Genomic DNA, 25,999 nt, shown 5'->3' on the forward strand with positions numbered 1-25,999 from the left:
AAGGATAAAAAAAACAAAAAAATCTACTTTGCTGATTTTAAAGAGGGCCGCAGCTGCAATAAACCACAGCTACAGCCCTCTTTGTGACACAGGCATATTCTATTTTTATTTCGTGATATTTTCCAATTTAACCATATACTCCATAGGCACCTCTTTCTTATTGATCAAGTCAACGGCATATTTTACACCATAGTAACCTTGATCATCAGGTTTTTGATCCACAGTTGATGCCATTTTTCCTTCTTTAATGTATACTTTCGCTTGGTCTAAAGCATCATACGCTGTTACTATTATTTTCCCGGATTTACCAACGCCATCAATGGCTTGAATGGCACCGAAAGCCATCATATCATTAGCACAAAATACCCCATTAAGATCTGGATTCGCCTGCAGAATGTTTGTCATTACATTGAGACCTTCTTCAGTCTTCCAATTTGCAGATTGAGAAGCGACGATTTGGATATCTTTGTACTCAGCAAATGCTTTTTTAGCTCCATTCTTTCTTCCCTCTGCATTATCGACTCCCTGAATACCTTCTATGATGGCCACTTTCCCTTTCCCTTTCAGCTGCTCAGCCAAATATTTACCTGCAAGATAACCCCCATCAATATTACTGGCACCAACATACGGAATGGGTTTAAGTCCAGCCGCTTTCGCTGCATCCCCATCAATACGATTATCAATATTAATAATTGGAATTCCTGCATCCTGCGCCTTTTTCAAAACAGGTACGATTTCTTTCGAACCGCCTGGAGCAATACATATTGCATCCACTTTTGTCACAATCATATTTTCTACAATGGCAATTTGCTGTTCAATTGAAGTTTCTTCTTGACCTACCTGAACTTCCAATTTCACACCTAATTCTTTCCCAGCCTTTTGAGCGCCTTTCTCCATACTGATAAAAAACGGATTACTTAATGTCTTCATAACAAAGCCAATTTTTAACTCTTTCTTGTCCGTCTTCGCAGCAGGTTTATCGCCGCCGGAACTGCCGCATCCAGTTACTAAAGATGCCATTAGGCCTACTCCCACCAGAATCGCTAATGTTTTTTTGTACATAAGTTGATTCTCCCCCTCTTTTTAAACTCGCTGTGCTACCTGTTCTTGTAAGCAGCAAAGGACTCTTTTGCCGCTTACGATCCTTTTTTGAATCCTCAAAACAAATTGGCTAAATACTTTCACCTTCACAAGAAAGGCTGAGCGTGCCTTAGTCTGATGATTCAAACTCGACTAGGCTAAAATGACGCCAAGCATCATTCTAGTCTTGGCCTTTGGTGTATATAACAACCTTACAAAAGAAATGCAATAAGATTGTTTACCAACAAGGTCTACACAAATTATCTTATACGTTGTCATTGATATGGCTTTGCGGTCCCCATTGCTTGGCTTGGTCGATTCAGTCCCTTGGCTGCACTGCTGTCTTTTTTTGCTCTTCTATACTGATCAAAAAACACAGCACTAACAATAACGGCACCAATCACAATTTGCTGCAGAAAAGGCGAAACATTCAGAAGATTTAAGCCATTGCGCAGCATCCCAATCAGAACCGCTCCCATAAGTGTACCGCCAATAGATCCCTCACCGCCATTTAAACTGGTACCGCCAATGATAACGGCAGCGATGGCATCCAGTTCATAGCCGATTCCTGCAATAGGCTGTGCAGCATTCAAACGACCAGTCAAAATGACAGCACCAATACCGCATGCTATGCCGCAAATGATATAGGCCCATGTTTCTACATACTTCACATTAATTCCCGATAAACGAGCAGCTTCTTTATTTCCTCCAATAGCGTAAATGTGACGGCCAAATTTAGTATAATTTAAAATAAAGATCGCAATCACTACAATAACAAGAGCATAAATGACGGGAATCGGAATACTCATCAGATTTCCAGCACTTATGAAACGAAATTCACTAGGAAACATATGTATTGTCTGCCCGTTTGTAATAAATAAGGCGGCTCCTCTTGCCACACTCATCATACCCAGGGTTGCAATGAATGCTGGAATTTTAAGTTTGGCAATCAATATTCCATTCATAAAGCCTAGTAAACCACCAACTAAAATTCCACTCAGTATCGGTATACCAATACCAATATCTAAATGTAACGTTAAGCCGATTATGACACTGGAAAATGCCGTCAGCGGTCCTACGGATAAATCAATGCCAGAGGTGAGGATAACAAAAGTCATGCCGACGGCAATAATCGTTGAAATCGAAACTTGCAGCAAAATGTTGAGTAGATTGGCAATATCCAGGAAATGAGGACTGCTGACTGACAAAAATATAAACAATGCGACAATTGCAATTCCGATTCCGAATCGATCTGCAATCTTATGAAACATTTCCAACGCCCCCTAACATCAATGGCATAATTCCTTCCTGGGTAATCGTACCATCATTTTCAAATTCACCAGCAATTCTTCCCTGATTCATTACGATAACCCGATTACTGACTCTAATAATTTCAGGTAAATCCGAGGACACCATAATAATGCTTTTGCCCAACTGAGCTAACCCATTTATCAATTTATAAATTTCAGCCCTTGCTCCTACATCGATCCCCCGGGTCGGCTCATCAAAAATTAATATTTGACAATCTGTCAAAAGCCACTTTCCGATGATCACCTTTTGCTGATTTCCCCCGCTTAAAAACTTCACCAATTTATGAATAGAATCGGTAGCTACATTTAAAGCTTGTACGCTATTCTTAGCCTCCAATTGTTCTTTCTTGCGACTAAGGAAAAAGCCATTGCACACTCTGGGCAAATTTGCCATGGTAATATTTTGATCAATCCCCATGCTAAGTACTAACCCATCTCTCTTCCGATCTTCACTGAGATAGCCAATACCATAAGCAATCGCCTCCATTGGAGAAGGAATTTCCACCTGGACTCCCTGAAGCAATATTTTGCCCCCATCCATTTTTTCTGCACCAAAGAGCAGTCTCATCAGCTCACTCCTGCCAGCACCAACCAAACCCGCGAATCCCAAAATTTCACCCTTTCTTAAAATAAAGCTGGCGTTTTGTACAACATTACCCCAGCTAATATTTTTCACTTCCAGCAAGACCTCACCAATATGATCCCTGACTGGTTTATCCATTTTTTCTAATGTCCGTCCCACCATCATCGCAATCAATTGATCAATTGTCACATCTTTCATATTGACAGTTCCTATATCCTGACCATCTCGCATGACAGTGATGCGATCTACAATTTCACTAAGTTCCTGCAGTCGATGAGAAATGTAAATAATCGCCACACCTTGGCTTTTTAGCTTGCGAATGATCCGAAACAATTCATGGGTATCCTTGTCACTAATCGAGGAAGTTGGCTCATCCATGATGATAATTTGACGTTTTTTCACTAATGACCGGGCAATTTCTACCATTTGCTGCTGGGCTGTACTCATTTCCTTAACCAGTCTTTTGGGATTGATGTCGATATTCATTTCACGAAAGATTTCTTCTGCCTGCTTTTCCATTTTTTCTTTATCAACTATATAGAAGGGAGATTTAACAATTTCTTCTCCCAAAAAAATGTTTTCTGCCACACTCATTCCCGGGATTAAACTCATTTCCTGATAAATCGTGCTAATGCCAAGATCACGAGAAATGTGAGCATCTTTAATGTCTACTTCTTTACCGTGCAATAGAACTGTACCGCTGTCTTTTTGATGGGCGCCGCTCATAATTTTAATCAAGGTCGATTTACCTGCTCCATTTTCTCCTAATAAGCAATGAACTTCTCCTTTACGGAGTTCAAAGTTAATATCATTCAAAGCCTGCACTCCAGGAAAAGCCTTATTGATATTCTGCATACGTAAAATAACTTCATGGTCCATACCGTAAATCACCCCCAGTTAAAAGTTGACACCTGAATGCAGTATAATGTTGGCGTAAGGGGTACACTCACCAGTGCGAATCACAGCAACTGCTTTCTGATTCTTTTTCTTAAACTCCTCGTGACTGCATCGATGAATAGGCACAGCCCCTAACAGTGCCTTCACCCCCTCATACATCTTAGGGCTGACAGCTTCCATCTCATTGGCTATCACCGCACTCTCTACTTCTAGTTCTTGCAATACTACACAGAGCGTTTCTAAAAATCCTGGGATACCAGGAGTCAAGGCGATATCAATCCGCCGTATTCCTTGCGGTATTGGCAATCCACAGTCTCCAATAACTAACTGATCTCCGTGTCCCATACCAGCAATCACTTCGCTGATCCCTTGATTTAATACTCCAATTTTCTTCACTGCTGTCCCCCCTGTTTACGAATAAACGCGTCCACTTCATCTCGCCAAGGCAATGATGGCTGGGCTCCGGCCTTCGTCACTGCTATAGCCGCTACAGCTGCTGCAAATTTTGCACTTTCCAGTACTGTTTTCCCCTCTGCTAAGGCAGTAGCTAATGCGCCGACATAGGCATCTCCAGCAGCAGTCGTATCTACTGCGTCTACCTTATAGGGGAGTATCTGCTGCTTCTGTTCTACGGTACAGCATAAGGCCCCTTTATTCCCTAACGTAATAATGACGGCTGCTGCGCCCCTGTCTAACAGTATTTGTGCCGCTTCATCTTCTGCGCCAGCTTTTCCGCCCGTAAGCACTGATGCTTCGGTCTCATTGGGAATCAGAATATCGATCGTGGATAAGAGTTCCTCTGAAATCAAACGGGCTGGTGCAGGATTCAAAATGGTAGTCCATCCTTTCCCCCTGGCAGCCTTAATTGTATATTCCACGATTGTTTCTGGTATTTCATTCTGTACAAGAAGAATTCCAGGCACTTCTGCCGCTTCCAATGCTGAATCTATGTCTTGCTGGCAGCATGCGTAATTAGCTCCCGGCACTACCACGATGGAATTGGCTCCCCTTTGATCCACTGTAATTAATGCTGTACCAGTAGAAGTTTCAGCTGAAGCTATATAGGAAGTAGCTACTCCGCTTTGTGAAAGACTGCACCGTAACCTTTCACCAAATTCATCCCGTCCGACAGCTCCTACCATTGTTACCTTCGATCCCAATTTAGCCGCAGTCACCGCTTGGTTCCCGCCCTTGCCGCCAGGAAAGGTTGTAAACGTTTTCCCGAAAATAGTTTCACCCTTTTGGGGCAGCTCCGCAACGGTTACCACTAAATCCATATTTAGGCTGCCCACAACCAGTATTGGTTTTGTCAATGTGCTCATTTTGATTCCTCCAAACCACCTGAAGATTGACGAATCATCAGTTCAGGTACAAATATCTTTTCATACGAACTGCTTCGTTCACCTGTAATATGCTCTACCAAAAGCTTTATCGCATATTGTCCCATCTCATATACAGGCTGCCGAATCGTAGTTAATAACGGTTTATACCATGTCGCCAATCGTATATCATCAAAACCAACAACGGCTACATCCTCTGGTACCCGGATGCCATACTTGTTCAAACATTCAATTGCACCGATGGCCATGATATCATTCGATGCAAAAATAGCATCGAATTGGTGGCGGCTCAATAACAGATTCTCCGCTGCAGCATAACCGCTCTCATAGGTAAAGGCACCAATAAACGCCAACTTTTTGTCATACTGAATGCTATAGTGAAGAAGGGCATCCTGATAACCACTTGCCCGATCAGCTCCTGAAGAAAGTTTTGGAGATCCGCTAATAAAGGCAATCCGCCGCTTACCTTTCTCAATTAAATGCTTGGTAGCCATAAAGGCCCCTAAACGATTATCCGTACTAACACCACTGGCCTTCATTCCCTCTACTCTCCGATCCAGCAAAACAACAGGAATGCCTAATGAATCTAACAACGCAATATTTTTTTTGTTGTCAACACTTTCAGTAAATGCTATACCATCCACACGTTTACTATACAAAAACTGAATGTATTTTTTCTCTTCGTCTGTTTTTCCATCGGTATTACACAAGATAACAGCATAATTATGTATTTTAGCCGCATCCTGAACCCCCCTAACCAACGCAGGAAAAAAAGGATTTTCGATATCCGGAATAATAAGACCAATACTACGAGATTCTTTTATCTTTAACGCTCTTGCCACATCATTTGGCTGATATTGCAATTCTTTGGCTGCTAGCAAAACACGCTCTGCTAACAATGGTGAAACTCGGTCTTTTCCATTCAAGATTCGCGACACTGTTGCAATGGAAACTTCGGCCCTTTTCGCGACATCTTTAATTGTTACATTTCTAATGTTTTCTTTATCATATGCCATCATAAACTCCTAACCAGTTATCCTTGTAAACGTTTACTTCAGTCTTTCTATCTGATACAGTAAAACTCCTGCTTATTTCTATAAATTAATTGAAAATTTCGATTTATGTATTTTTTCAATTCCTAACTGGCGAACATAGTGAAGCAATGACAGATGCAAAAAAATCAGGAAAGCTTTTAACCTTCCTGATTTCTTTCCAGTATTTCTTTTAATAATCGTTCTGCTTCTGCCTTAGCTGCTATTGTTGCCTCACCATCTATCTGCAGCTCCATGGTTATGAAATCCCCTTCTTGAGCTTCACTTGGCAAACTCTGGCGGGGCCATACGACTTGAACTTCCTCATCACCTAACATCAATACTGCTTTTTTCCCTTCAAAGCGATCGATTACAGCTAAGACCTTCATTTGTTACCTCTCCTTTGTTATGGTATAGGTTGTACCATCGCTGTTGATTGTCACCGTACCATCTAAATCCGTACGATATATTTTCATTTTAGCCTCACCATATTTCTTTAATGTAGAAGGATGAGGATGATGATACTCATTATTCGCACCTACTGAAATAATGGCAGCCTCAGGATTTACGGCTTTTAAGAAGGAAAGGGATGAAGATGTATTGCTGCCATGATGTCCAGCTTTTAAAATCGTACTTTTCAGTTCTTTTTTATACTTTTTCCACATACGTTCTTCTGATTCCTTTTCTGCATCGCCTGTTAGCAACATGGAAAAATCATGATACACCAATTTTGCTACGATAGAGTTATTATTTAACTCTGAGTCTTTTATAAATGGTTTTTCTGGTGCTAAAATTTTTAGTTTTACATCATTTGTAATAGCAATTTCTGTGCCGGCAGTTAGAACTGAAAAAGGTATCTTCCTGCTTTGCACTAAAGATAAATATTTACGATACAATACCGTTGTCGTTGTTTGCCCGCTGTCATAAATTTGATTTACTTTAAAATTATCTAAAATAGCCGACATCCCGCCCAAATGATCCGCATGAGGATGCGTAATAATCACCTTATCAATGGTTGTAATTCCTTCCTTTTTTATGTACGCTGCTAATTTTTCTTTCGTACCAGTATCTCCCGTATCAACCAGTACAGTTTGTCCTGCTGTCCGAATTAAAATAGCATCTCCTTGCCCAATATCTAACACCTTTACAGTCAGAGGAGAAGTTGTCTGTCCTTGACTGACATTTGCAACTCTGTCTTTAACACATCCTGCTGCTACCAGCATAGCAAGGGTTACCAGGAGCACCCCAAACCATTTACGTCCCATCATTTTACCTCCTAAAATAGTACCGCTCCTTCCTTGCAGACATAAGAACGCCTATCTCTCATAACTAAAAAGACTTGGTTTACACCAAGCCTTAGCTGCATGCCGAAATGTTAAAAGAACCGTATCCTTATATGATACAAAAAAATTATACCTCAACCAACCCTAAACTTACTTTAATTGATTCATCAACCATAGACATGATATCTTCACTCAAATGAGAAACCTTTTCTTTTAAACGACGCTTATCAATGGTGCGCAGTTGTTCTAATAGAATCACAGAATCTTTTTCCAAATTCGATTGTTTTGAGTTGATTTCCACATGAGTCGGCAGCTTAGCCTTCGAAATCTGCGAAGTAATGGCTACTACGATAATGGTCGGACTATATTTATTACCAACATCATTTTGGATGACCAAAACGGGACGATGCCCTCCTTGTTCCGAACCCACTACCGGACTTAAATTGGCATAATAAATATCTCCACGTTTTACGACCATCTTTTATTCACGCTCCGCCAGTAGGGTAGGCATTTCAAATAGATCTGCATCAGCTAGCAAGCCTTCCTCTGCTAATGTCAGATTAATCCCAGCCATCTCCTGATATCCCTTACGCATTTTATCATATATTTCCTTACGTCTACGCTCTTCAATACACAGTCGCATGGCATCACGCACAAATTGACTACGGCTTAATTTTTCAATTGCAATAATACCATCTACTTCTTGAAGCAAGCTATTCGGGATACTAATCATAATACGCCTCAATTCTGCCACGCCTTCACCCCCGCCAGTTAACACAACATTCATATAGATAGATTATAGTTTCTTTATATACAAATGTCAATTTTTTTATACACGATTTTATCATCTGGCGAATGATGACCGGCTGCGCAACATATTTAAATAACCAAAGACTTGACTCAATTGGAGTATTAACTCCATCTGATCATAGTCACACTTATCCACCGAAATTAGCCGCTCTACCTGCTGTTTATCGAAAATGGGAGTCTTGAGCGACTTGTCATTGAATAACTCCACTATCATAAGTATGCATGAAACAAGAGAAATTTATGCCTAATCATTTTCTTGAATACCAAATATTGCTGCTGGCAATGCCTTAATGATATCACTTGCGATCATACCAATCATTCCATTTCTGGCGACAATATCTCCAGCTAAACCGTGAATATACACACTAGCCAATGCTGCTTCGTGACTTGACAAGCCTTGGCCCACAAATCCTGCAATGATTCCAGTTAGCACATCACCAGCACCGCCAGTTGCCATACCAGCATTACCACTACTATTAATATATACTTCACCATCTGGAAATGCGACTATTGTACGTGCTCCTTTTAAAATAATAATACTTCCCCACTCAATTGCCGCCTGACGGGCAATATATATGCGATCTTGATTGACCTCTTCGGCAGTTAAGCCGACAAGCCGCGCCATCTCTCCAGGGTGCGGCGTTAGTATCGGTACAGACTTAGCCTCGGTTAATAAAGAGGTATGGTCAATCAGTGCATTTAAGGCATCTGCATCAATTATTAAAGGCCTTTCAACTGTCGTAATCACACGGCGCACAAGTGACATGGTTTCTTCATGACGCCCTAGTCCAGGACCAATTACCACTACATCACTATGCAGGGAAAGTCTTTGAAGTTCAGGAAAAGACTCTTCTCCTAAAACACCTGGACTCACCTCAGCTAACGGACTGGTCATGACTTCTGTTACTTTCATTTCCATGATATCATGCAAGCTTTCAGCAATACCTAAATTTACTGTGCCTGCACCAGAGCGCATAGCAGCACTTGCCGACAGGGCAGCAGCACCTGTTAATCCTCTGGAACCTGCCACTATCAATACTTTGCCACAACTTCCTTTATGGGCATCAGGCTGTCTTTTGCCAAGCATGTTTGTCACATCGCCGCTGGTAATAAGATTCTGCTGAATTGCAATATTTTGTACCAATAATCTAGGAACACCAATATCAGCCACGTACAGTTCACCAACATAAAGAGCACCCGGATATAACAAAAGTCCTTGCTTTGGCAGAGCAAACGTAATGGTATAATTTGCTTTTACCGCTACACTCTGAATCTGGCCTGTATCGCCGTCAACACCTGTTGGTACATCTACGGCAATAATAACCTTATTCATTTTATTCATACATTCTACAACCTGGACCATGTGCTCCCTAAGTTTACCAGTAAAGCCTGTCCCTAGCAGCGCATCTACCAGACAGTCCGTAAAGGTCATAGCAATTTTTACTTTATCCCAGTCGTGCTGATTGATTACTTCTAAAATATCAATTCCCATATTGGTAATGATTTGTAAATTCGTTAATGCATCACCAACTACAGCCGTTTTGCTGCCAATTAAAAAAACTTTGACTTTCGCCCCTTGGTTATGAAGATGCCTAGCAACTACATAACCATCACCGCCATTATTTCCAGTACCAGCAAATACAGAAATCTTTTTATTATGTAAATTTCCTAGTATACTCTCAATTTGCCCAGCTACTTCTACGCCGGCATTCTCCATGAGAACAATACCAGGAATACCATATTCTTCGATTGCTGCCCTTTCTATATCTTTCATTTCAGCAACGGTTATTACTTTCATATTATTTTCCTCCCCATAAAATGACCTGGGCAGCCGCATATTCTCGCGCATGTGTCAATGATATATATGTCATACTAACCCCCATACTTTTAGCTAAAGCGCCAAATTGTCCGCTTAAATTTACATGCGGGCAACCTTTATCATCAAGAATAATTTCAATATCCTTAAGTCTTCCACCTGCCATTCCTGTTCCAAAGGCTTTCATGACTGCTTCCTTACCAGCAAATCGTGCTGCATAAGAAGACGCTTTTTGCATACCCCGACTTTCACAGTATTGCTGTTCCTGCAGGGTGAATACTTTGTCTATAAAAGATTGGCGCGTAATAGCATCTTTTATACGATTGATTTCAATAATGTCAATTCCAGTACCAATAATCACAGATTTCACTCCATATTACCTTTTACTATCATTCATTGTACCAGCATTAACTGTATTTTGCCAATAGATACGGGCAAAATACAAGAAATGAATATAGAAAAGAAAGACTTAGCCTAGGCTAAGTCTTTCTTTTCTATATTCATTTCCTAAAGTTTCTCATGATAAGTACTTCAACTCGTCGATTTTTCGCTCGCCCATCAATTGTATCATTTGCCTCAAGGGGACGATATTGCCCATATCCAATAGCACTAAAGCGCTCAGGCTGTAAACTTTTTTCACTAGATAGGATAAATTTCATAAAGTTAATCGCTCGTTTGGAGCTAAGCTCCCAATTTGAAGGAAATTCAGAAGTATTGATCGGTATACTATCTGTATGTCCTGAAATAACAATCTTCTGACTCAACGGAAGCAATACCTTAGCTATTTCCTCACCAACACGCAAAGATTCGGGACGTAAATCCGCACGTCCTGATGTAAATAAAGCAGAGTCTTTAATACGAATCATTAGCCCATCTTCCGTAAGTATTGTATTTAAATCACCAGTCAATTTATTCTCTTGAATATAATGGTCAATCTGTCTTTTTAATTCCGAAAGCTGCACAGTCTCTTGCAGCTGTTCCTGCCCCATAGTACCTTCAACGGCCTGCTGGTCAGGTATTGCAGTATTTAATTCAGGAGTAATTGCTCGATTATTATCGAAAATCGAAGGACTTCCACTAAAAGCAGTATTAAAAGCATAGGCCATATTATCAAATTTCTTTTGATCGACTTGCGCTGTGGCAAACAATACGATAAATAATGCCAGCAGTAAAGTTAATATATCAGCATAAGGAATGAGCCAAGATTCATCCATATGTTCTTCATGATGAGCTTCATGATGTTTCTTCCTTCTAGACATTATGCTTCCTCCGTTTTAGCCTTCATCTGCTCCCTTTCTGTTTGGGAAATAAACACCTTCAGCTTGGCTTCAATCGCAGTAGGAGAATCTCCTGCCTGCAAGGACAGTATTCCTTCAACCATCATTTTTCTTACATCAACTTCTTTTTTTGACATGATCTTTAACTTATTTGCAAACGGATTCCAGATTACATACCCTGTAAAGATCCCAAGCAAGGTAGCAACAAACGCAGCTGCAATAGAATGTCCCAGAGCATCGACGTCATTGAGATTTCCTAATGCAGCAATCAAACCAACTACTGCACCAAGTACCCCCAGCGTCGGAGCATAGGAACCAGCCTGAGAAAAGATCAACGCGCCGACACGATGACGTTCTTCCATTCCTTGAATCTCAGCTTCTAACACATCACCCACGAAATCTGGGTCAAGTCCATCAATTACCATGCTCAAACCAGTTTTGAGAAAAACATCCGGCACTTCTTCCACACGACTTTCCAAAGCTAGAATACCTTCCCGTCTAGCTGTTTGTGATAATTCCACAAACATCTTTAACATGTCACTTTTTGACATAAATTCAGGTTGTTTAAATAACATTTTAACAAGCGTCGGAAAATTTTTAAGAACTTCCATAGGAAAGGCATTCAATAAGCAAGCTGCCGTACCAGCAATAATAATTAAAAATGCCGCTGGATTTATTAACACTGCTAAACTTGCACCTTTAAGCACCATCCCTACGCCAACAGCCACAAATCCGAGTCCAATACCAATTATTGTTGATAATTCCACAATTCAGATCCCCCTAAACCTAACGATCAGTATAGTTACTTCTAGTTAGCATATATACTTGTAAAAATAAATCCACAATCTGCCTCTTACATATTTCTTTTTTTTTCTGCATATTCCTGCAAATTATTTGTTAATTTTTTGCTTTGGCCGAAAGCCAAATTCGGTAGAGATATGTCTGCCAATTCCTTGAATTTTTCCCGTAATACAGCCTACGCAGTGTTTTGGAGTATCATTAACACAAATTTTACCTGGATATAACATATACATTTTTCGATATTCACCTTCGGTAACATTAGGCATCACTACATTGGCGCCACTTTGAAGGGCAATAATACGTCCATTTTTATCTAATGTTTCCATAGCTGTAGTAGCTGGAATATTAGCATCAGGCAATAACAGCCTAGTAATCGCCATCACTTTTATACTTGTGTTAAAAGTACCCCCTCTCTCTTGCGCCAGCGGTGTATCAGCGTTGGGAATAAAAGGCCCTAACCCGATCATATCAGCATCTAATGATTTGAAAAACAAAATATCATCTGCTAAACATTCCATTGTTTGATTCGGAAGTCCTACTAAACAGCCTGTCCCCAGCTCATATCCAAGATCTTTTAAATCTCGTAAACATCGTAATCGATTTTCAAAACTCATGCCTGGATGCAATTCTTTATAGATCTTTGGATTCGTTGTTTCGATTCTAAGTAAATATCGATCTGCGCCGGCTTCTTTATAGATTTGATATTCATCTCTGCTTTTTTCGCCGAGACTTAGAGTAATGGCTAATCCTAAAGCCTTTATACTCTTAATGATGTATTGCATATCAGCCACAGTATAAGACTGACTTTCACCAGATTGCAGTACAACCGTCTTATAATTATAGCTTTTAGCCTTATTAGCAAGATCAATAATCGTATCTGGGGTCAATTTATACCGCTTCACCTTGGTATTTTCTTTTCTTAACCCACAATAAAAGCAATTCTGTTGACATATGTTTGAGAATTCGATTAAACCACGCAAGTGCACTTGATCTCCCACATATTGGCTACGCACTCTATCAGCGGCTAGAAACAATTGTTGATCATATTCATCACATCGCAGCAAATCCACAATCTCTTCTTTCGTTAAAGAATGGATGGTCTCAGCCTTATTGATTATATCTACTATTTTTGCCACGCTTCTATCCTCCTTACTGTAAAGTTAGCATTTAGTTCTTCATTTCCCCTGGCAATCCCTTTTTCATTATAATATAGTAGATATTCATTCGACATAATGCTATTTAATTTTTATAAATTGCTGATGTATGAACCAATTACTACTAACTATAGAATATTCTACTAATAAATGCCTCTATCTAAAGATATAGATTCGATAAAAATACGCTTTTATTCAACAAAAAAAATGAAAATATGCATCTATTGCCTATGTAATACCTAAAAAAAATCGCCTATCGATTGTTAGACCACCAAGAATGATAGAATCATTATATTTTCCGGGAAATAAAATGTAAAGCAATCTTTGATTTGCCTTTATGTTAATTGACAATAATATTTTAGACTGCTAGAATAAATGCACACATTAATATAACGTAAAAAGACGCAAAGGACAGCGGCATTTAGGAGGCTATATGGAATTATTAAAAAAACGGATTCAATCTGACGGACTGGTCCTAAATGATTCATTGCTCAAAGTGGACTCTTTCCTAAACCAACAAATTGATCCTGATCTTATGCTGAAAATAGGTGAAGAGTTTGCTCACCGCTTCCAAGGAGAGCAAATTACTAAAATATTGACGATTGAATCCTCTGGAATTGCAGTATCTGTGATGGCAGGTTTAGCGCTTAAGATACCAGTGGTTTTTGCCAGAAAGAAAAAATCGGTTACGATCAATGAAGATGTATATTATACAAAAGTTTATTCCTTTACGAAACAAGAGAGCAATGACATTATTGTTTCAAAGCAATTTCTGCAAGAAGACGATCATGTGTTAATTATTGATGACTTTCTAGCTAATGGAGAGGCTGCTGCCGGTTTGGCTGAGATTGTCCATCAAGCTAATGCAAGGGTTGTTGGAATCGGCATTGTAATCGAGAAATCCTTCCAGCCTGGCGCCAAAAAATTAATGGATGCTGGCTACCGAGTGGAATCCTTAGCCCGCATCGCCTCTTTTTCCAACGGCCAGGTATTATTTTTATAACGATTCATCGCATATTCACTAAAATAAGGTAGTCTATGAGCCTTGTATACAAGACTCATAGACTACCTTATTTTACTCTTCACCCTTCTAAAAAAGTAACCCCATACCCGCCTTTCGGATAAGAGAAATCAATATTATCACAAATTAAACGGCATCCACCACATTCTACACATTGTTTATACAAAACCATAAGAGGCTGTTTGGCTTCTGTACTTTCTCTAAATACACCTGACGGACAAAAGGTCAAGCATTGCTTTGCCCTGCATTTCTGGCAAATGGCATCATCTAGAATCAGCACATGCTGCCACTCTTCATCAGGCTGAAAACGAATCACTGCTAGCTGCTCATCGAATTGATTCATCCTCGAACCACCTTTATCACCTTCCAAATGTCACTCGCCATTTTAAGCAAAGGCTGCATACTGGTTATTTTCTTAAAGATAAATATGCGTTTTGCTTTTTTGGGCATCGTATATACTTTGGAAACCTGAAATGCAGTTTCATTTGCGATTTTACTATATAAATCAAATAAATACGGAAGATCCTGCTGTAATTTGGCAATCTTTGCATTCGCTTTTAGATCCTGCATGACAAAACTCTCATCCAGCAATGTACGGTACAAAAATAGTTTTTTTGCTGAGAAATCTCTCTTTTTTTTACTCTCATAAGCCGCCTGGGCAGCAAAGAATCCTGACCACATTGCCAGATTGATACCATGAGTACCGTTCACAAGGGAAGCTGCATCACCAATGATCATTAAACCAGGATGGACAATTTCAGGAATGGCATAATAACCGCCCTCGGGAATTACGGATGCACCGTATTCTACTACTGTCCCCCCCACGAGAAGCGGCCGAATAAACGGATGATTCTTGATACGGCTTAAAAGCTCATAAGGACGAATACCGGAAATGGAAAAATCAGAAATCGTCATTCCCACATTAATATTAATGCTATCTTGAAATGTATGTATAGAACTTGTGCCATTAAAGCCAGCAGTAGGATATCCTAGTAAACCAATTATACTGCCATAACCATAGGCTAGCTGAAATCGTTCTTCAATGACGTTGGCAGGTAAAACAATGGTTTCTTTCACATAAAGAGATATATTTTGAGGTGAGACTCTAGGGATTAGGTTTGATTTTTCAGCAACCATAGAATTGGCACCATCAGCTAAAACAATAATATCTGCAAAAAACTGTTTTTTTTGCGGTGGTGATATTTGTACTCCGATTGCCTGGCTGCCATCAAAGAGCACTTCTGAAACCTTATAGTTGCATTGAAAGGTTACACCGGCGGATATGGCTTTATCCACAAGCCATTGATAAAGAACTCTGCGTTTTACTGTAAAACGGTTATAGGGGGCAGCTGTAAATTTCAAACTTTGAAAAGAAGTGGATAATAAAGAATCCTCTGTCATAATCCAATATGCCTGCTGCATTACAATGCGCTCACATTGGCATTCATCCCAGAAATTTGGAAACAGCTTGTGAGTATGTTCAGCAATTAAAGAAGTTCCACCACAAATTTTTGCACCAGGAAATGGACCACGCTCGAGAAGCAGCACATCAAGACCTTGTTTCGCCATGAAGTAGGCAGCACTAGCACCTGCTGGCCCCGCCCCTACTACAACAACGTCATATTTTTTCACATTGCTAGTATCAATCTCAATATTGCTTTTCTTTTCGCTTTCTACTATTTTTTTAGCTTGATACCAGTGTTTTAACATGCAATCACCCTTGCTATAGTATCTCGCATCCTTATTGTTACTATTCTTGTAATACCAAAGGATTACATAGTACTTTCTTCTCGGATAAATTACCATAGATATGGTAAAACTAAGTGAATAGTACACAAAAAAGGAATGACTCGTAAATGCTTTCAAGACGTGAATTTATTCAACTGTGCATGTCAGCAACCGTTGGAATGAGCCTTACGGAGTACTTAATTCCTGTCATGCAGAGTGCATTTGCACAAAATAAAATTACAAAAGCACCTGTCATTTGGTTAGAACTTGGATCCTGCACCGGTGAGTCTGTGTCTTTGCAAAATGCCATCAATCCTTCTCTTGAACAATTATTAGCAGAATCACTCGATATACGTTATCATTGGCTGATAAATGTCGCCAGCGGGGATGATGTTACTAAGATACTCGAAGATACACTGAAAGAAGAAGAAGGCAACTTTTGGCTCATTGTAGAAGGGTCTGTGATGACAGCAGAAAACGGTCGCTATAATGAAATTTTTATGCGAAATGGAAAAATGGTCACAGGATTGGAAGCCGTACAAGAGATTGCTGAAAAAGCCAAATACGTGATAGCAGTAGGAGACTGTGCTGCTTTTGGCGGACCGGCAGCAGCCTATCCCAATCCTGGAAAAGCTAAAGGAGTATGGGAAGTAGTAAATAAACAAGTTATTAATATTCCTGGATGTCCCACTCATCCAGACTGGATGAGTGGAACCTTTACTCACCTACTGCTCTATGGCATCCCACAACTGGATAGTTATAATCGTCCACTCCTTTTCTTTAGTAAAACCATTCATGATCTATGTCAGCGCCGTCAGCAATTTGAAGACGGCATCTTCGCCGATTCCCCTGGCAGTACAGGATGTTTGTATAAAGTAGGCTGTAAAGGTCCAATCACTCATGCGGACTGCCCTCTGCGGCAGTGGAATCATTCCGTGAACTGGCCAGTGAAAGCTGGTGCTCCTTGCATTGGTTGTGCCAGTCCTCATTTTCCTGATGGAACATCGCCTTTTTATAAGCATTTGCCGGACACTCCAACCTCATTTGGCAGGTTGAACATCAAAAAAATCAGTGCCGGCCTAGTAGCTTTTGGCATTGGAGGCGTCGGTACCCACTTTGCCTTTGCAGTAGTAAAGAAACGAATTCATAAGCATTACATAAAAGGAACAAAACCCCTTGAGACCATACCGCCTGAAACCTTAGAGCAGGCAAAGCAGGAATTAAAAGAATTAACAAAGCAAAATCAAGCTTTGCTTTCCATCACCACAAAATCCGATGCCAAACAAGCGCTGCAGCATCGTAAATGGTGGCGACGTAAATTAGCTGCATTTTTGCATCCCAAAAACAAAGATGGAGAATAATAACGATGACAAAAAAAACAATCTTCCCAGTATCAAGAGTACATGAACCCCTTCGGGCAGATGTAGAAATAGAAAATGGTCAAGTAGTCGATGCAACGGTAGGAGCTACTTTATTTCGAGGATTTGAAAATATAATGATAGGAAGAGATCCCCGTGATGCAGCACTGCTCACTCAGCGCATTTGCGGAATTTGTTCAAGTGCTCATGCCATTGCTGCTGCACTTGCCCTGCAGGAGGCTTTTCATGTAGAGCCTACACCAAATGGACAGCATCTCATGAATTTAATTTTTGCAGCGGATATTATTCAAAATCACCTTCGTCATTTTTATATACTAGCGATTTATGACTATGTCAAAGGTCCTAACATGCCGCCCTACGCCCCCCGCCCAGAAGGTGATTATCGTCTCCCTCAAAAACGCAATGAAGAACTATTGGCACATAGCAAAGAAGGAATGTTAAAAGCAATGCGTGCCCATGAAATGTTAGCAATATTTGGTGCTAAGATCCCAATGCAGCAGACCATTCTAGTTACAGGCGTGACTGAAAGAGCAACTGTTGATCGCATTAGCGCTTACAGAAGCATCCTCCACGAGCTTATAGAGTGGGTAGAACAAGTTTATTTATACGATGTAGCTGTAGTAGCTGATTACTATAAGGATTACTATTCCATTGGCAGTACGACAGGCAATATGATGTCCTACGGCATGTTTCCCCAGCCCATAACTGGAAAAAGAGAGTACGCTCCGGGCATTATCGTGGCAAAAGGCAAAACAGAGCCTTTTGACGTTGCTAAGATAAGCGAAGATATTAAATACAGCTGGTATCAGACCGATATCATCCCTCGCAATCCGCAAGAAGGGACAACAACACCACATCGGGACAAAAAAGATGCCTACTCCTGGATAAAAGCCCCACGGTATGCTGGAAAAGCCTTTGAAGGAGGTCCATTGGCAAGGTCCTGGATTAGCGGTGAATACCAGCGAGGTACAGGGGTTATGGACCGCATCATAACCCGTGCCCAGGAAACCTTAAGCATATGTAAACTGGCAGATGGCTGGCTATCCCAGCTTTCTCTCGATGGTCCGACTTTTTCCAACTACACACCGCCAATGCAAGGTGAAGGCATTGGATTGACAGATGCCATGCGAGGAGGCTTAGGTCACTGGCTGAACATAAAAGATGGTAAGATCGTCCATTATCAAATCGTCACACCGACCACCTGGACCTTTTCCCCTCGGGATGAGCAAGGGCAGCGCGGCCCCGTAGAAGAAGCCCTTCTCGGAACAGCAGTAGAAAATACAGAAGACTTAATCGAAGTAGGGCGGATTATCCGATCCTTCGATCCCTGCTTTACCTGTGCTGTGCATATGATAGATGCCCCTGCAGGTACTCCTTCTATGATTATCTAAGACAATAAGTCCTTTGGCTCATTTGTTTTAGCTTCGACTTCCATTTCTTTGTGAATATATCCTGTAAACATAGCCTGCAAGTTCGCTGGACTTTCTGTAAATACAAGGTATAAGTGCAGCGGAATAGACATCGCAAAAAAAATGGCTACACTATAATGAAGCATTCGAATGGCATTCAATCCCCCTAATTTCCACTGCAGCCACTGAGAACTTCCAGAATAAAGCATTGCGCTTCCAGTAATGGCGACTATGATTACTGCTAAAAACCATAAAGAAAATATTAGCTTTTGTCCTGGATTGTAACGTCCAAAATTAGGATGCCCTTCACTAATAAAGAAAACATAACGCATAAAACTAGGTACGTTCACCCAATCCCGGGGCAAAATTAAAATCTCAGTAATTCTATTCGTATAAAGATAATAATAAAGATGACCTACCAGATTGACAATTAGGATCGAACTAAAAAGCGTATGAGTTTTACGCACCGCTTCCATAGGAAGTTGCAGCCTACTCCAAGGATCATCCATATACAATCCCGTAAACAGCAATACGATTACTGCCGAAGACATGACCCAATGAAAAAGACGTATGGGCAACGGATACAAAAGCAGCTTCATTTTTACTACTCACTCCTAACGTTTTTTATTAAATTTTTCGCCTACTAAAAAAATAGTCTAAAAGCCTTATTAAAGCTTTCGACTATTTTAGATACTGTTAATATGGCTGATGCGTCTTTCCATTTTGTATTGCTTCTTCGGTAATAGCCTGTTCTCCACGTTTTATTGCCTCACGCACCATAGAACCCACTTCACCCGTGGTTACGTCGCTCCAGTCCCCATCTTCTACTTTTTCACCGAAGCCAAGGTCATGGGCTAATTTATATTTTGCATCTTCTGACATTACTTTTCCCATATACAACCACCTCCAGTAATTTTTTCGAGAACCAATTATAGTATTTGCAATACCATCAAAAGTCATTCAGTAAAAAAGTTATGTGCTAACTTCTCATAAATGCTTAGCACATAACTTTTCAACACTGTTATTATTTTCTACCAGCTTTATCGTCTTTAATGAAAGACAGCTAGTAATTTAATCAAATGACGTATACTACGCTACTTACGGCCACTCCTTTAGGATTCAGCAACAACCCGTGAACTGGCTGCCACAACTAACAGCATTGCTGCGACAACCAAAAAAGCAAAGGAAAGGCTCGTTGTATGAGCAATAGCACCAATGAGTGCCGGCCCCACCAGAATACCTGAATAACCAAGGGTTGTAACAGCTGATACTGCCAAGTTTGCCGGCATTGCTTTCTGCCGGCCTAGTACAGAATACAGTACTGGCACAATGTTTGAGGACCCTAACCCGACTAGCCCAAAACCAATAAGAGAAGCGATCCAAGTTGGAATGAATACAGCAATGGCAATTCCTGAGGCCGCACAGATTCCCCCGAATATCAGTATCTTTTTTCCTCCAAATTTTTGAACAATACGATCCCCACTTAACCTCCCTATCATCATCGTAACGGAAAACAGGGAGTAGCCAAGTCCCGCTTGAGAAAAATCAACCCCTCGCAGAGAAGTCAAAAATATGGCACTCCAATCCAACATTGATCCTTCTGCAAGAAAGACTATGAAACATAGAAATCCTATGAAAAGGACAATTCCTTTAGGAAGAACAAACAACGGTCCATCCTTATCTTCAGTTCCATAGGGCAGCAAATACTTTCCGAACGTTAATAAGAGCCCTATAATCACCACTACGACGCACACTACCGCCACTAGTGGTGATACCCCCATCCAAAGAAGACCACTAACACCACCTGCTCCAACAAAGCCACCAACACTCCACAGTCCATGAAATCCGGACATCATTGCTTTACCACTGGCTTTTTCTACAATCACAGCCTGAATATTGACTACCACATCGACAGCACCAATAGCAGCACCAAAGATTAAGAGCACAATCACGAGTGCTGGAACGCTTGCAGCTATTGCAAGAAAAGGCAAAGAAGCACATATAAGTAACGTTGCAGCCCCAATCATTAACCGACAGCCAAAGCGCGCCGCAAGCGCACCAGCGATAGGCATAGTAATAATAGATCCCGCTCCCAGACACAGCAGAAGAAGTCCCAGGACACCCTCATCAAGACCAAGGCGATCCTTAGCATAGGGAATAAGAGGTGCCCATGCTGCAATCCCAAATCCAGCAATGAAAAATGCTATCCTAGTGGAAATCTGCTGCATCCGACCTGGTACCGCCAGGGCACGCTGAGCTAGAAAGCTCTCATTCATTTTATCCATTTCATTACCTACCTATCATATGAATTAAAATACGTAAATCACATTGCGATAGAATCCTTACACTCGTTTTTCTATCAGTTGAATATCACAAGTCAGGCTTTCCAACGTAATCGAAACCAAACCATGAATATAATCACTCTGCATATTCTCTTGTATAATAATCTGCGGCATGTGTGCATGAGGTATTAATGTTTCACAAGAATTAGAAATATCCATCATCATGTCCGCCCTGATTAATCCTCCTGTCACTACAATTGTTTCCGGATTAATCACTGCAATAATGGATACAATTGTTTTCACTATTAAAGGAAAATAAACATCCGCATGATTGATCTGCATGATTTGCTCTTCTCGTAAATGATCAAAAGGCAGATAGGACACTTCACCTGCAAAGTTCGTATAACCTCTAATAATATGCCCATCGACAATGATACCTGCTCCGGAACAATTATCTTGGGGGAAAATTACAACTGCAATCGTCTTATCTTCATCATAATTCTGCCTTTTATAAAATCCATATGAGATTAGATTCATATCATTCTCAACTGTAACTTGCAGATCGTATTTAGCTTTTAACCTCGTGGCTAGCGGAATATCTACTAGTTCTTTAATATCACCCGGTCCAATTACACCTCTATGTATAACCCCTGGTATACCAATGCCAATCGCTTTGATATTCTCATAGCTGCAAATCAGTTGCCCAATCAGACTATCAATAACCTCATAGTTAATTACTTCCACTTCTATGGAATTTTCCTCAATAATCTCACCTGCTAAATTTGTAACTACATGAATCGTTCTATAGATTCCGCCTTCATTACTCACATAAATACAAGCAATATAAGAGTAATTGGCATTATACATAAAGCGGCGTGCTGGTCTTCCACCATTAGGCTGTTCTAAATCAGCTTCTATAACCTCTCCACGTTCTAATAGTTCATTTAGAATGTTGCCACAAGTTGCTACACTTAACCCGGTTGCATTTGCTATTGTTAATTTCGTTCCAAATGTCAAAGCCTTCAAAGCAGTTTTGACAAGCTCAACATTGACCTGTTTAACTCGCATTGTATTATTGATTATTGGAATCATAATGCACCTCTCAATACTTTTTATAATACTTATAAAAAGTATTATCTTTAATTAAGATATCACTTCCTCCTATTTTTTGTCAATCCTTAATATCACAAATACATTCAAATTTTTGCAAGCAGCAAAATAAAAAAGAATCCATCCCATGATTTGAGATGGATTCTTTCATTCTATTTACGCGCGTTTGCCAAGCTCTTTATCAATATAAAGAAGGGAACCGCCTTTATCACCAACAAATTTCAATCTTTCTAAAATAGCAGAAGCAGTTGCTTCTTCTTCTACCTGCTCAGCAATAAACCATTGCAGGAAGATTTGTGCAGCGTAATCTTTTTCTTCTAAGGCCACTTCATACAATTTATTAATTAAATTGCTGACATGTATTTCATGGGCCAATACTTTTTCAAATAATTCTACTGGCGTACCATATTCAGCAGCTGGTGCGTCAATCGCTTGCAGTTTAACGCTGCCGCCTCGTTCTAATAAATAATCGATTAATTTAAAAGCATGACTGTTTTCTTCTTGGTATTGAGCTCTAAGCCAGCTGGCAAAACCACTAAGATTTTTAGCTTCACTTTCTACAGACATTGCTAAGTAAATATGTGCTGAATACATTTCAGCTTGAATTTGATTATTAAATACATCTTGAAGTTTTGTACTAATCATTGATGTTCCCCTTTCATTTCAAAACAATTACATCTTTTATGAGGTTAATTTTAACATATTTCTCAACTCACATCAACAACTTTTTTTATTTATTGATAATAATTATTAATTAAATTCTTTCCCTAATAGATTACATAATTTTTCAGCATCAGTAATAGGTGGCTGACAAGCAAAATTTCTACAGATATAGGCAGTAGCTTTATGATCGATTTCCTTGTATTCAACATTTTCCTGAGAGTGTCGATCGTAAAATCGTATTGCAGAGGAAGGCAAGAAACAGCTGTTAATTACATCAAGCATAGCCTTCGTATCAGCAGCCTCTTTATCACCAGCAATAATAATTTTAGTATTATCAGCTACATAATAATCCACAGCCATCATAAAGTACGTATAACCCGCCGCATACCTACTGACTTCTCCAGCAAAAGAGCTTAGCAATCGCTCTGCTATATCGCTGAAACCTCTATCATCTGTTATATCCCCTAATTTTTGCAATGCTAAGGCTGCAACAGAATTGCCAGAGGGAATTGCACCATCATAGATTTCTTTTGGACGCACAATCAACTCTTCACCATCATTACCATAAAAATAAAAGCCGCCTTCAGTATTATCTCCAAATAATGCTTCCATATCCTTTGCTAATGTCACAGCTCGGTGCAAATACTGATTATTGCAGGTCGCCTCATATACTTCAATCAGAGCCATTAGCAAGAACGCATAATCATCAATATAAGCCTGATGAGCTGCTTCTCCTTCTCGGTAACGTGCCAGCAAACGTCCATCTGCTTTCATGAGTTTTTCATAAATAAACGCTGCCCCTTGCTCCGCCACATTAGCATACTTGCTTTGTTTCAGCACCTTTGCTGCTTTCGCAAATGCAGCAATCATCAATCCATTCCAAGCTGTAAGGATCTTATCATCCTTATGAGGATGAATGCGTTTCTCGCGCACGTGATATAGTTTCTCGCGTCCTTGCTCTAGTAACGCTGATAAAGACTCTACTGTCCACTTAACCTTCCTGGCGTATTCCTCCAGATCCCTTCCAATACGATTTGGAATACTGGTTCCATGTTCAAAATTTCCCTGAGAAGATATCTGATAAAAATCAGCAAAGAGTGTTCCTTCTTCTTCCCCAAGGATCTCTAATACCTCCTTTCTGGTAAAAACATAGAATTTTCCTTCTACACCTTCTGAATCTGCATCTTCTGCCGAATAAAAGCCACCGCTTTTGTCCATCATATCCCGCATCACATAGGTCAAAATTTCTTCAGCAATCCTGGCAAATTCCCCGTTGCCAGTACATTGATATGCTTCTAGGTAACTCGTACACAGTAACGCATTATCATATAACATCTTTTCAAAATGAGGCACTAACCATTTCTGATCTGTAGAATACCTGGCAAAACCATACCCTAAGTGGTCATAGATCCCCCCTTGCCACATAGACATAAGGGTTTTCTCCACCATGGCAAGTGCCTTTGGTTCTTTAAAATGCTGCCAATACCGAAGTAAAAAAGTTATCTTATGAGGCGTAGGAAATTTAGGTGCAGAACCAAAGCCACCACACTGAGAATCATAGCTATTTTCTAATTCCAAATATGCTTGCTTTAATAACTCCTCTCCGACCTGACCTTCTTCACTGGCCGGCTTTGGTCTCTGAAGGATACTGACAATTTCATTACCAGCTTTTATGATTTCACTCCGATTATTTTCCCAATGCTGATGCAATGTTGTTAAAAGCTCCAATAATCCCATCCTGCCCATCTTTCGATGTTTTGGGAAATAAGTTCCTGCAAAGAATGGCTTTTTATTAGGAGCCATAATAATCGTCAGCGGCCAGCCACCTTGCCCCGTCAGTGCCTGACACACAGACATATAAATCCCATCGACATCCGGTCTTTCTTCCCGGTCAACTTTAATAGCAATAAAATGCTGATTCAGTAAATCCGCAACTTCTTGATCTTCAAAACACTCTCTTTCCATTACGTGGCACCAATGGCAGCACGAATATCCACTACTGAAGAACACAGGCTTATCTTCTCGCTTCGCTTTTTCAAACGCTTCATCGCACCAAGGGTGCCAATCTACTGGATTGTAGGCATGTTGGAGCAAATACGGGCTTTTTTCCTTTATCAAACGATTAGGCTTTTTGTCCACGAAATCACCTCTAAATATTAGTTACATTACATGCTACATTCATAGTTAGTATGTACAAAAAAGTATCAGCATTACGCTAATACTTTTGACAAGATATGAATCAAATAATAATATCATACTCCATACGCTTTGCAGTCGTTTTCGCAACATCTTCACCCAATAGCCGCTTAATAATGTGAAATGACATATTTATTCCAGCAGAAATTCCGCCTGAAGTAATAATTGAACCTTCATCAATAAATTTGCAATTACGCTCTACTTTCACATCAGGAAATTCCCTTTCAAGACGGTCAATATCCATCCAATGGGTAGTAGCCCGTTTACCATCAATTAATCCTGCTTTTGCTAACAAAAATGCACCCGTACATACAGAAGTAATTAATTCAACTTTGTTACTTTGCTTTTTAATCCACTGTATTACTATTTCATTATTTATTTCTATTTCTTCTGCTCCATATCCACCAGGAACAATCACAATATCGAAATCAGGTGCATTATCAAAACTAAAATGCGGTTGCACCATCAACCCATTTCGAGTCTTTATCATTTTTTCGTATTGTGATACTGTTTGAACTAAAAATGGTTTGTCTGATTGTCCTGGAATAGAAACTATTGAAAATGCCTCAAACGGACCTGCAAAATCTAATACTTCAACCTCATTAAATAAAAATATCCCTATACGCCAAATTTTCTTCATTCGGATGCCCTCCATTCTCAGTATTCTCTAGATAACTATATTTAAATGCTGATTTAATCTTTTTGAATAATCCTTAATCTGTTATTCATATTATATTTTTCAGTTCGGTAGTGCAAATAACTTTACAGTATTCATTTTGAATATATATATATATTGTTATATCAATTCAATTAATACCTTATTTATCCT

General features: G+C 39.9%; 27 protein-coding genes. 3 read left to right on the plus strand and 24 right to left on the minus strand.

The window, feature by feature from the left end; translation table 11 throughout:
• Positions 1-105: 105 nt before the first annotated feature.
• The 15 genes from FR7_RS15270 to hydE all read right to left on the minus strand — a co-directional run bounded on the left by FR7_RS15270 (position 106) and on the right by hydE (position 13,364).
• Entirely contained in the window at positions 106-1,062 is a 957-nt protein-coding gene (locus FR7_RS15270) for a sugar ABC transporter substrate-binding protein (RefSeq protein ID WP_007932126.1), read from the minus strand.
• 293 nt (positions 1,063-1,355) lie between these two features.
• Entirely contained in the window at positions 1,356-2,351 is a 996-nt protein-coding gene (locus FR7_RS15275; RefSeq protein ID WP_007932128.1) for an ABC transporter permease, read from the minus strand.
• The gene (locus tag FR7_RS15280; protein ID WP_007932131.1) at positions 2,341-3,852 is read right to left on the minus strand and encodes a sugar ABC transporter ATP-binding protein; all 1,512 of its coding nucleotides are present in this window, start codon (positions 3,850-3,852) and stop codon (positions 2,341-2,343) included. Before FR7_RS15280 ends, FR7_RS15275 begins: the two co-directional genes overlap by 11 nt.
• 18 nt (positions 3,853-3,870) lie before the next feature.
• Positions 3,871-4,266, minus strand: coding sequence for a D-ribose pyranase (gene rbsD / locus FR7_RS15285; RefSeq protein WP_007932133.1), 396 nt, complete (start codon positions 4,264-4,266; stop codon positions 3,871-3,873).
• Positions 4,263-5,192: a ribokinase gene (gene rbsK / locus FR7_RS15290; protein WP_007932135.1), complete on the minus strand. Its 930-nt coding sequence runs from the start codon at positions 5,190-5,192 to the stop codon at positions 4,263-4,265. Before rbsK ends, rbsD begins: the two co-directional genes overlap by 4 nt.
• Positions 5,189-6,226: a LacI family DNA-binding transcriptional regulator gene (locus FR7_RS15295; RefSeq protein WP_007932137.1), complete on the minus strand. Its 1,038-nt coding sequence runs from the start codon at positions 6,224-6,226 to the stop codon at positions 5,189-5,191. Before FR7_RS15295 ends, rbsK begins: the two co-directional genes overlap by 4 nt.
• Before the next feature lie 176 nt (positions 6,227-6,402).
• Entirely contained in the window at positions 6,403-6,630 is a 228-nt protein-coding gene (locus tag FR7_RS15300) for a DUF3006 domain-containing protein (protein WP_007932139.1), read from the minus strand.
• 3 nt (positions 6,631-6,633) lie between these two features.
• Positions 6,634-7,506, minus strand: a complete 873-nt coding sequence (locus FR7_RS15305) for a ComEC/Rec2 family competence protein (protein ID WP_007932140.1) — start codon at positions 7,504-7,506, stop codon at positions 6,634-6,636.
• Positions 7,507-7,651: 145 nt separating this feature from the next.
• Complete coding sequence (locus FR7_RS15310; RefSeq protein ID WP_007932142.1) at positions 7,652-8,002, minus strand: type II toxin-antitoxin system PemK/MazF family toxin; 351 nt, start codon at positions 8,000-8,002, stop codon at positions 7,652-7,654.
• A 3-nt stretch (positions 8,003-8,005) separates the two neighbouring features.
• Positions 8,006-8,311 (minus strand): CopG family ribbon-helix-helix protein, encoded by a 306-nt coding sequence (locus FR7_RS15315; RefSeq protein ID WP_007932144.1) that lies wholly within the window; start codon positions 8,309-8,311, stop codon positions 8,006-8,008.
• 267 nt (positions 8,312-8,578) lie between these two features.
• Positions 8,579-10,132, minus strand: a complete 1,554-nt coding sequence (locus FR7_RS15320; RefSeq protein ID WP_007932147.1) for a bifunctional ADP-dependent NAD(P)H-hydrate dehydratase/NAD(P)H-hydrate epimerase — start codon at positions 10,130-10,132, stop codon at positions 8,579-8,581.
• A gap of 1 nt (position 10,133) precedes the next feature.
• On the minus strand, positions 10,134-10,511 hold the full coding sequence (gene acpS, locus FR7_RS15325; RefSeq protein WP_007932150.1) for a holo-ACP synthase: 378 nt from the start codon (positions 10,509-10,511) through the stop codon (positions 10,134-10,136).
• A 139-nt stretch (positions 10,512-10,650) separates the two neighbouring features.
• A complete protein-coding gene (locus FR7_RS15330) occupies positions 10,651-11,409 on the minus strand; it encodes a flagellar motor protein MotB (RefSeq protein ID WP_007932156.1) in 759 nt (252 codons plus the stop codon).
• Positions 11,409-12,194 (minus strand): flagellar motor stator protein MotA, encoded by a 786-nt coding sequence (motA, locus tag FR7_RS15335; protein WP_007932157.1) that lies wholly within the window; start codon positions 12,192-12,194, stop codon positions 11,409-11,411. The genes FR7_RS15330 and motA overlap by 1 nt, the downstream gene beginning before the upstream one ends.
• Before the next feature lie 123 nt (positions 12,195-12,317).
• A complete protein-coding gene (gene hydE, locus FR7_RS15340) occupies positions 12,318-13,364 on the minus strand; it encodes a [FeFe] hydrogenase H-cluster radical SAM maturase HydE (RefSeq protein ID WP_007932158.1) in 1,047 nt (348 codons plus the stop codon).
• A gap of 451 nt (positions 13,365-13,815) precedes the next feature.
• Here hydE and FR7_RS15345 point away from each other — a divergent pair, with 451 nt between their 5' ends.
• Complete coding sequence (locus FR7_RS15345; RefSeq protein WP_007932159.1) at positions 13,816-14,385, plus strand: xanthine phosphoribosyltransferase; 570 nt, start codon at positions 13,816-13,818, stop codon at positions 14,383-14,385.
• 79 nt (positions 14,386-14,464) lie between these two features.
• On the opposite strand, the gene FR7_RS15350 is transcribed toward FR7_RS15345, so the two are convergent.
• Positions 14,465-14,746 carry a ferredoxin family protein gene (locus tag FR7_RS15350; RefSeq protein WP_007932162.1) on the minus strand — a complete coding sequence of 94 codons (282 nt, stop codon included), beginning with the start codon at positions 14,744-14,746 and terminating at the stop codon, positions 14,465-14,467.
• Positions 14,743-16,113 (minus strand): FAD-dependent oxidoreductase, encoded by a 1,371-nt coding sequence (locus FR7_RS15355; protein WP_007932163.1) that lies wholly within the window; start codon positions 16,111-16,113, stop codon positions 14,743-14,745. Before FR7_RS15355 ends, FR7_RS15350 begins: the two co-directional genes overlap by 4 nt.
• Positions 16,114-16,259: 146 nt before the next feature.
• On the opposite strand from FR7_RS15355, the gene FR7_RS15360 reads away from it, so the two are divergent.
• Positions 16,260-17,492 (plus strand): hydrogenase small subunit, encoded by a 1,233-nt coding sequence (locus tag FR7_RS15360; RefSeq protein WP_007932165.1) that lies wholly within the window; start codon positions 16,260-16,262, stop codon positions 17,490-17,492.
• A 5-nt stretch (positions 17,493-17,497) separates the two neighbouring features.
• Positions 17,498-18,901, plus strand: a complete 1,404-nt coding sequence (locus FR7_RS15365; protein ID WP_007932166.1) for a nickel-dependent hydrogenase large subunit — start codon at positions 17,498-17,500, stop codon at positions 18,899-18,901.
• Here FR7_RS15365 and FR7_RS15370 read toward each other — a convergent pair.
• From FR7_RS15370 to FR7_RS15400, 7 genes are all read right to left on the minus strand, one after another.
• On the minus strand, positions 18,898-19,518 hold the full coding sequence (locus FR7_RS15370; protein WP_007932167.1) for a cytochrome b/b6 domain-containing protein: 621 nt from the start codon (positions 19,516-19,518) through the stop codon (positions 18,898-18,900). The two genes, FR7_RS15365 and FR7_RS15370, sit on opposite strands and share 4 nt — an antisense overlap.
• 97 nt (positions 19,519-19,615) lie before the next feature.
• A complete protein-coding gene (locus FR7_RS15375) occupies positions 19,616-19,813 on the minus strand; it encodes a hypothetical protein (protein ID WP_007932168.1) in 198 nt (65 codons plus the stop codon).
• A 218-nt stretch (positions 19,814-20,031) separates the two neighbouring features.
• Entirely contained in the window at positions 20,032-21,204 is a 1,173-nt protein-coding gene (locus FR7_RS15380) for an MFS transporter (protein ID WP_007932169.1), read from the minus strand.
• Positions 21,205-21,261: 57 nt separating this feature from the next.
• On the minus strand, positions 21,262-22,293 hold the full coding sequence (locus tag FR7_RS15385; protein ID WP_007932171.1) for an ROK family protein: 1,032 nt from the start codon (positions 22,291-22,293) through the stop codon (positions 21,262-21,264).
• 174 nt (positions 22,294-22,467) lie between these two features.
• Positions 22,468-22,956: a ferritin gene (locus FR7_RS15390; RefSeq protein ID WP_007932174.1), complete on the minus strand. Its 489-nt coding sequence runs from the start codon at positions 22,954-22,956 to the stop codon at positions 22,468-22,470.
• 105 nt (positions 22,957-23,061) lie between these two features.
• Entirely contained in the window at positions 23,062-25,092 is a 2,031-nt protein-coding gene (locus FR7_RS15395; RefSeq protein WP_237769533.1) for a thioredoxin domain-containing protein, read from the minus strand.
• 121 nt (positions 25,093-25,213) lie between these two features.
• A complete protein-coding gene (locus FR7_RS15400; protein WP_007932176.1) occupies positions 25,214-25,810 on the minus strand; it encodes a DJ-1/PfpI family protein in 597 nt (198 codons plus the stop codon).
• Between the last annotated feature and the right edge of the window lie 189 nt (positions 25,811-25,999).

The sequence above is a fragment of the Pelosinus fermentans DSM 17108 genome, from assembly GCF_000271485.2.
Lineage (GTDB): Bacteria > Bacillota > Negativicutes > DSM-13327 > DSM-13327 > Pelosinus > Pelosinus fermentans.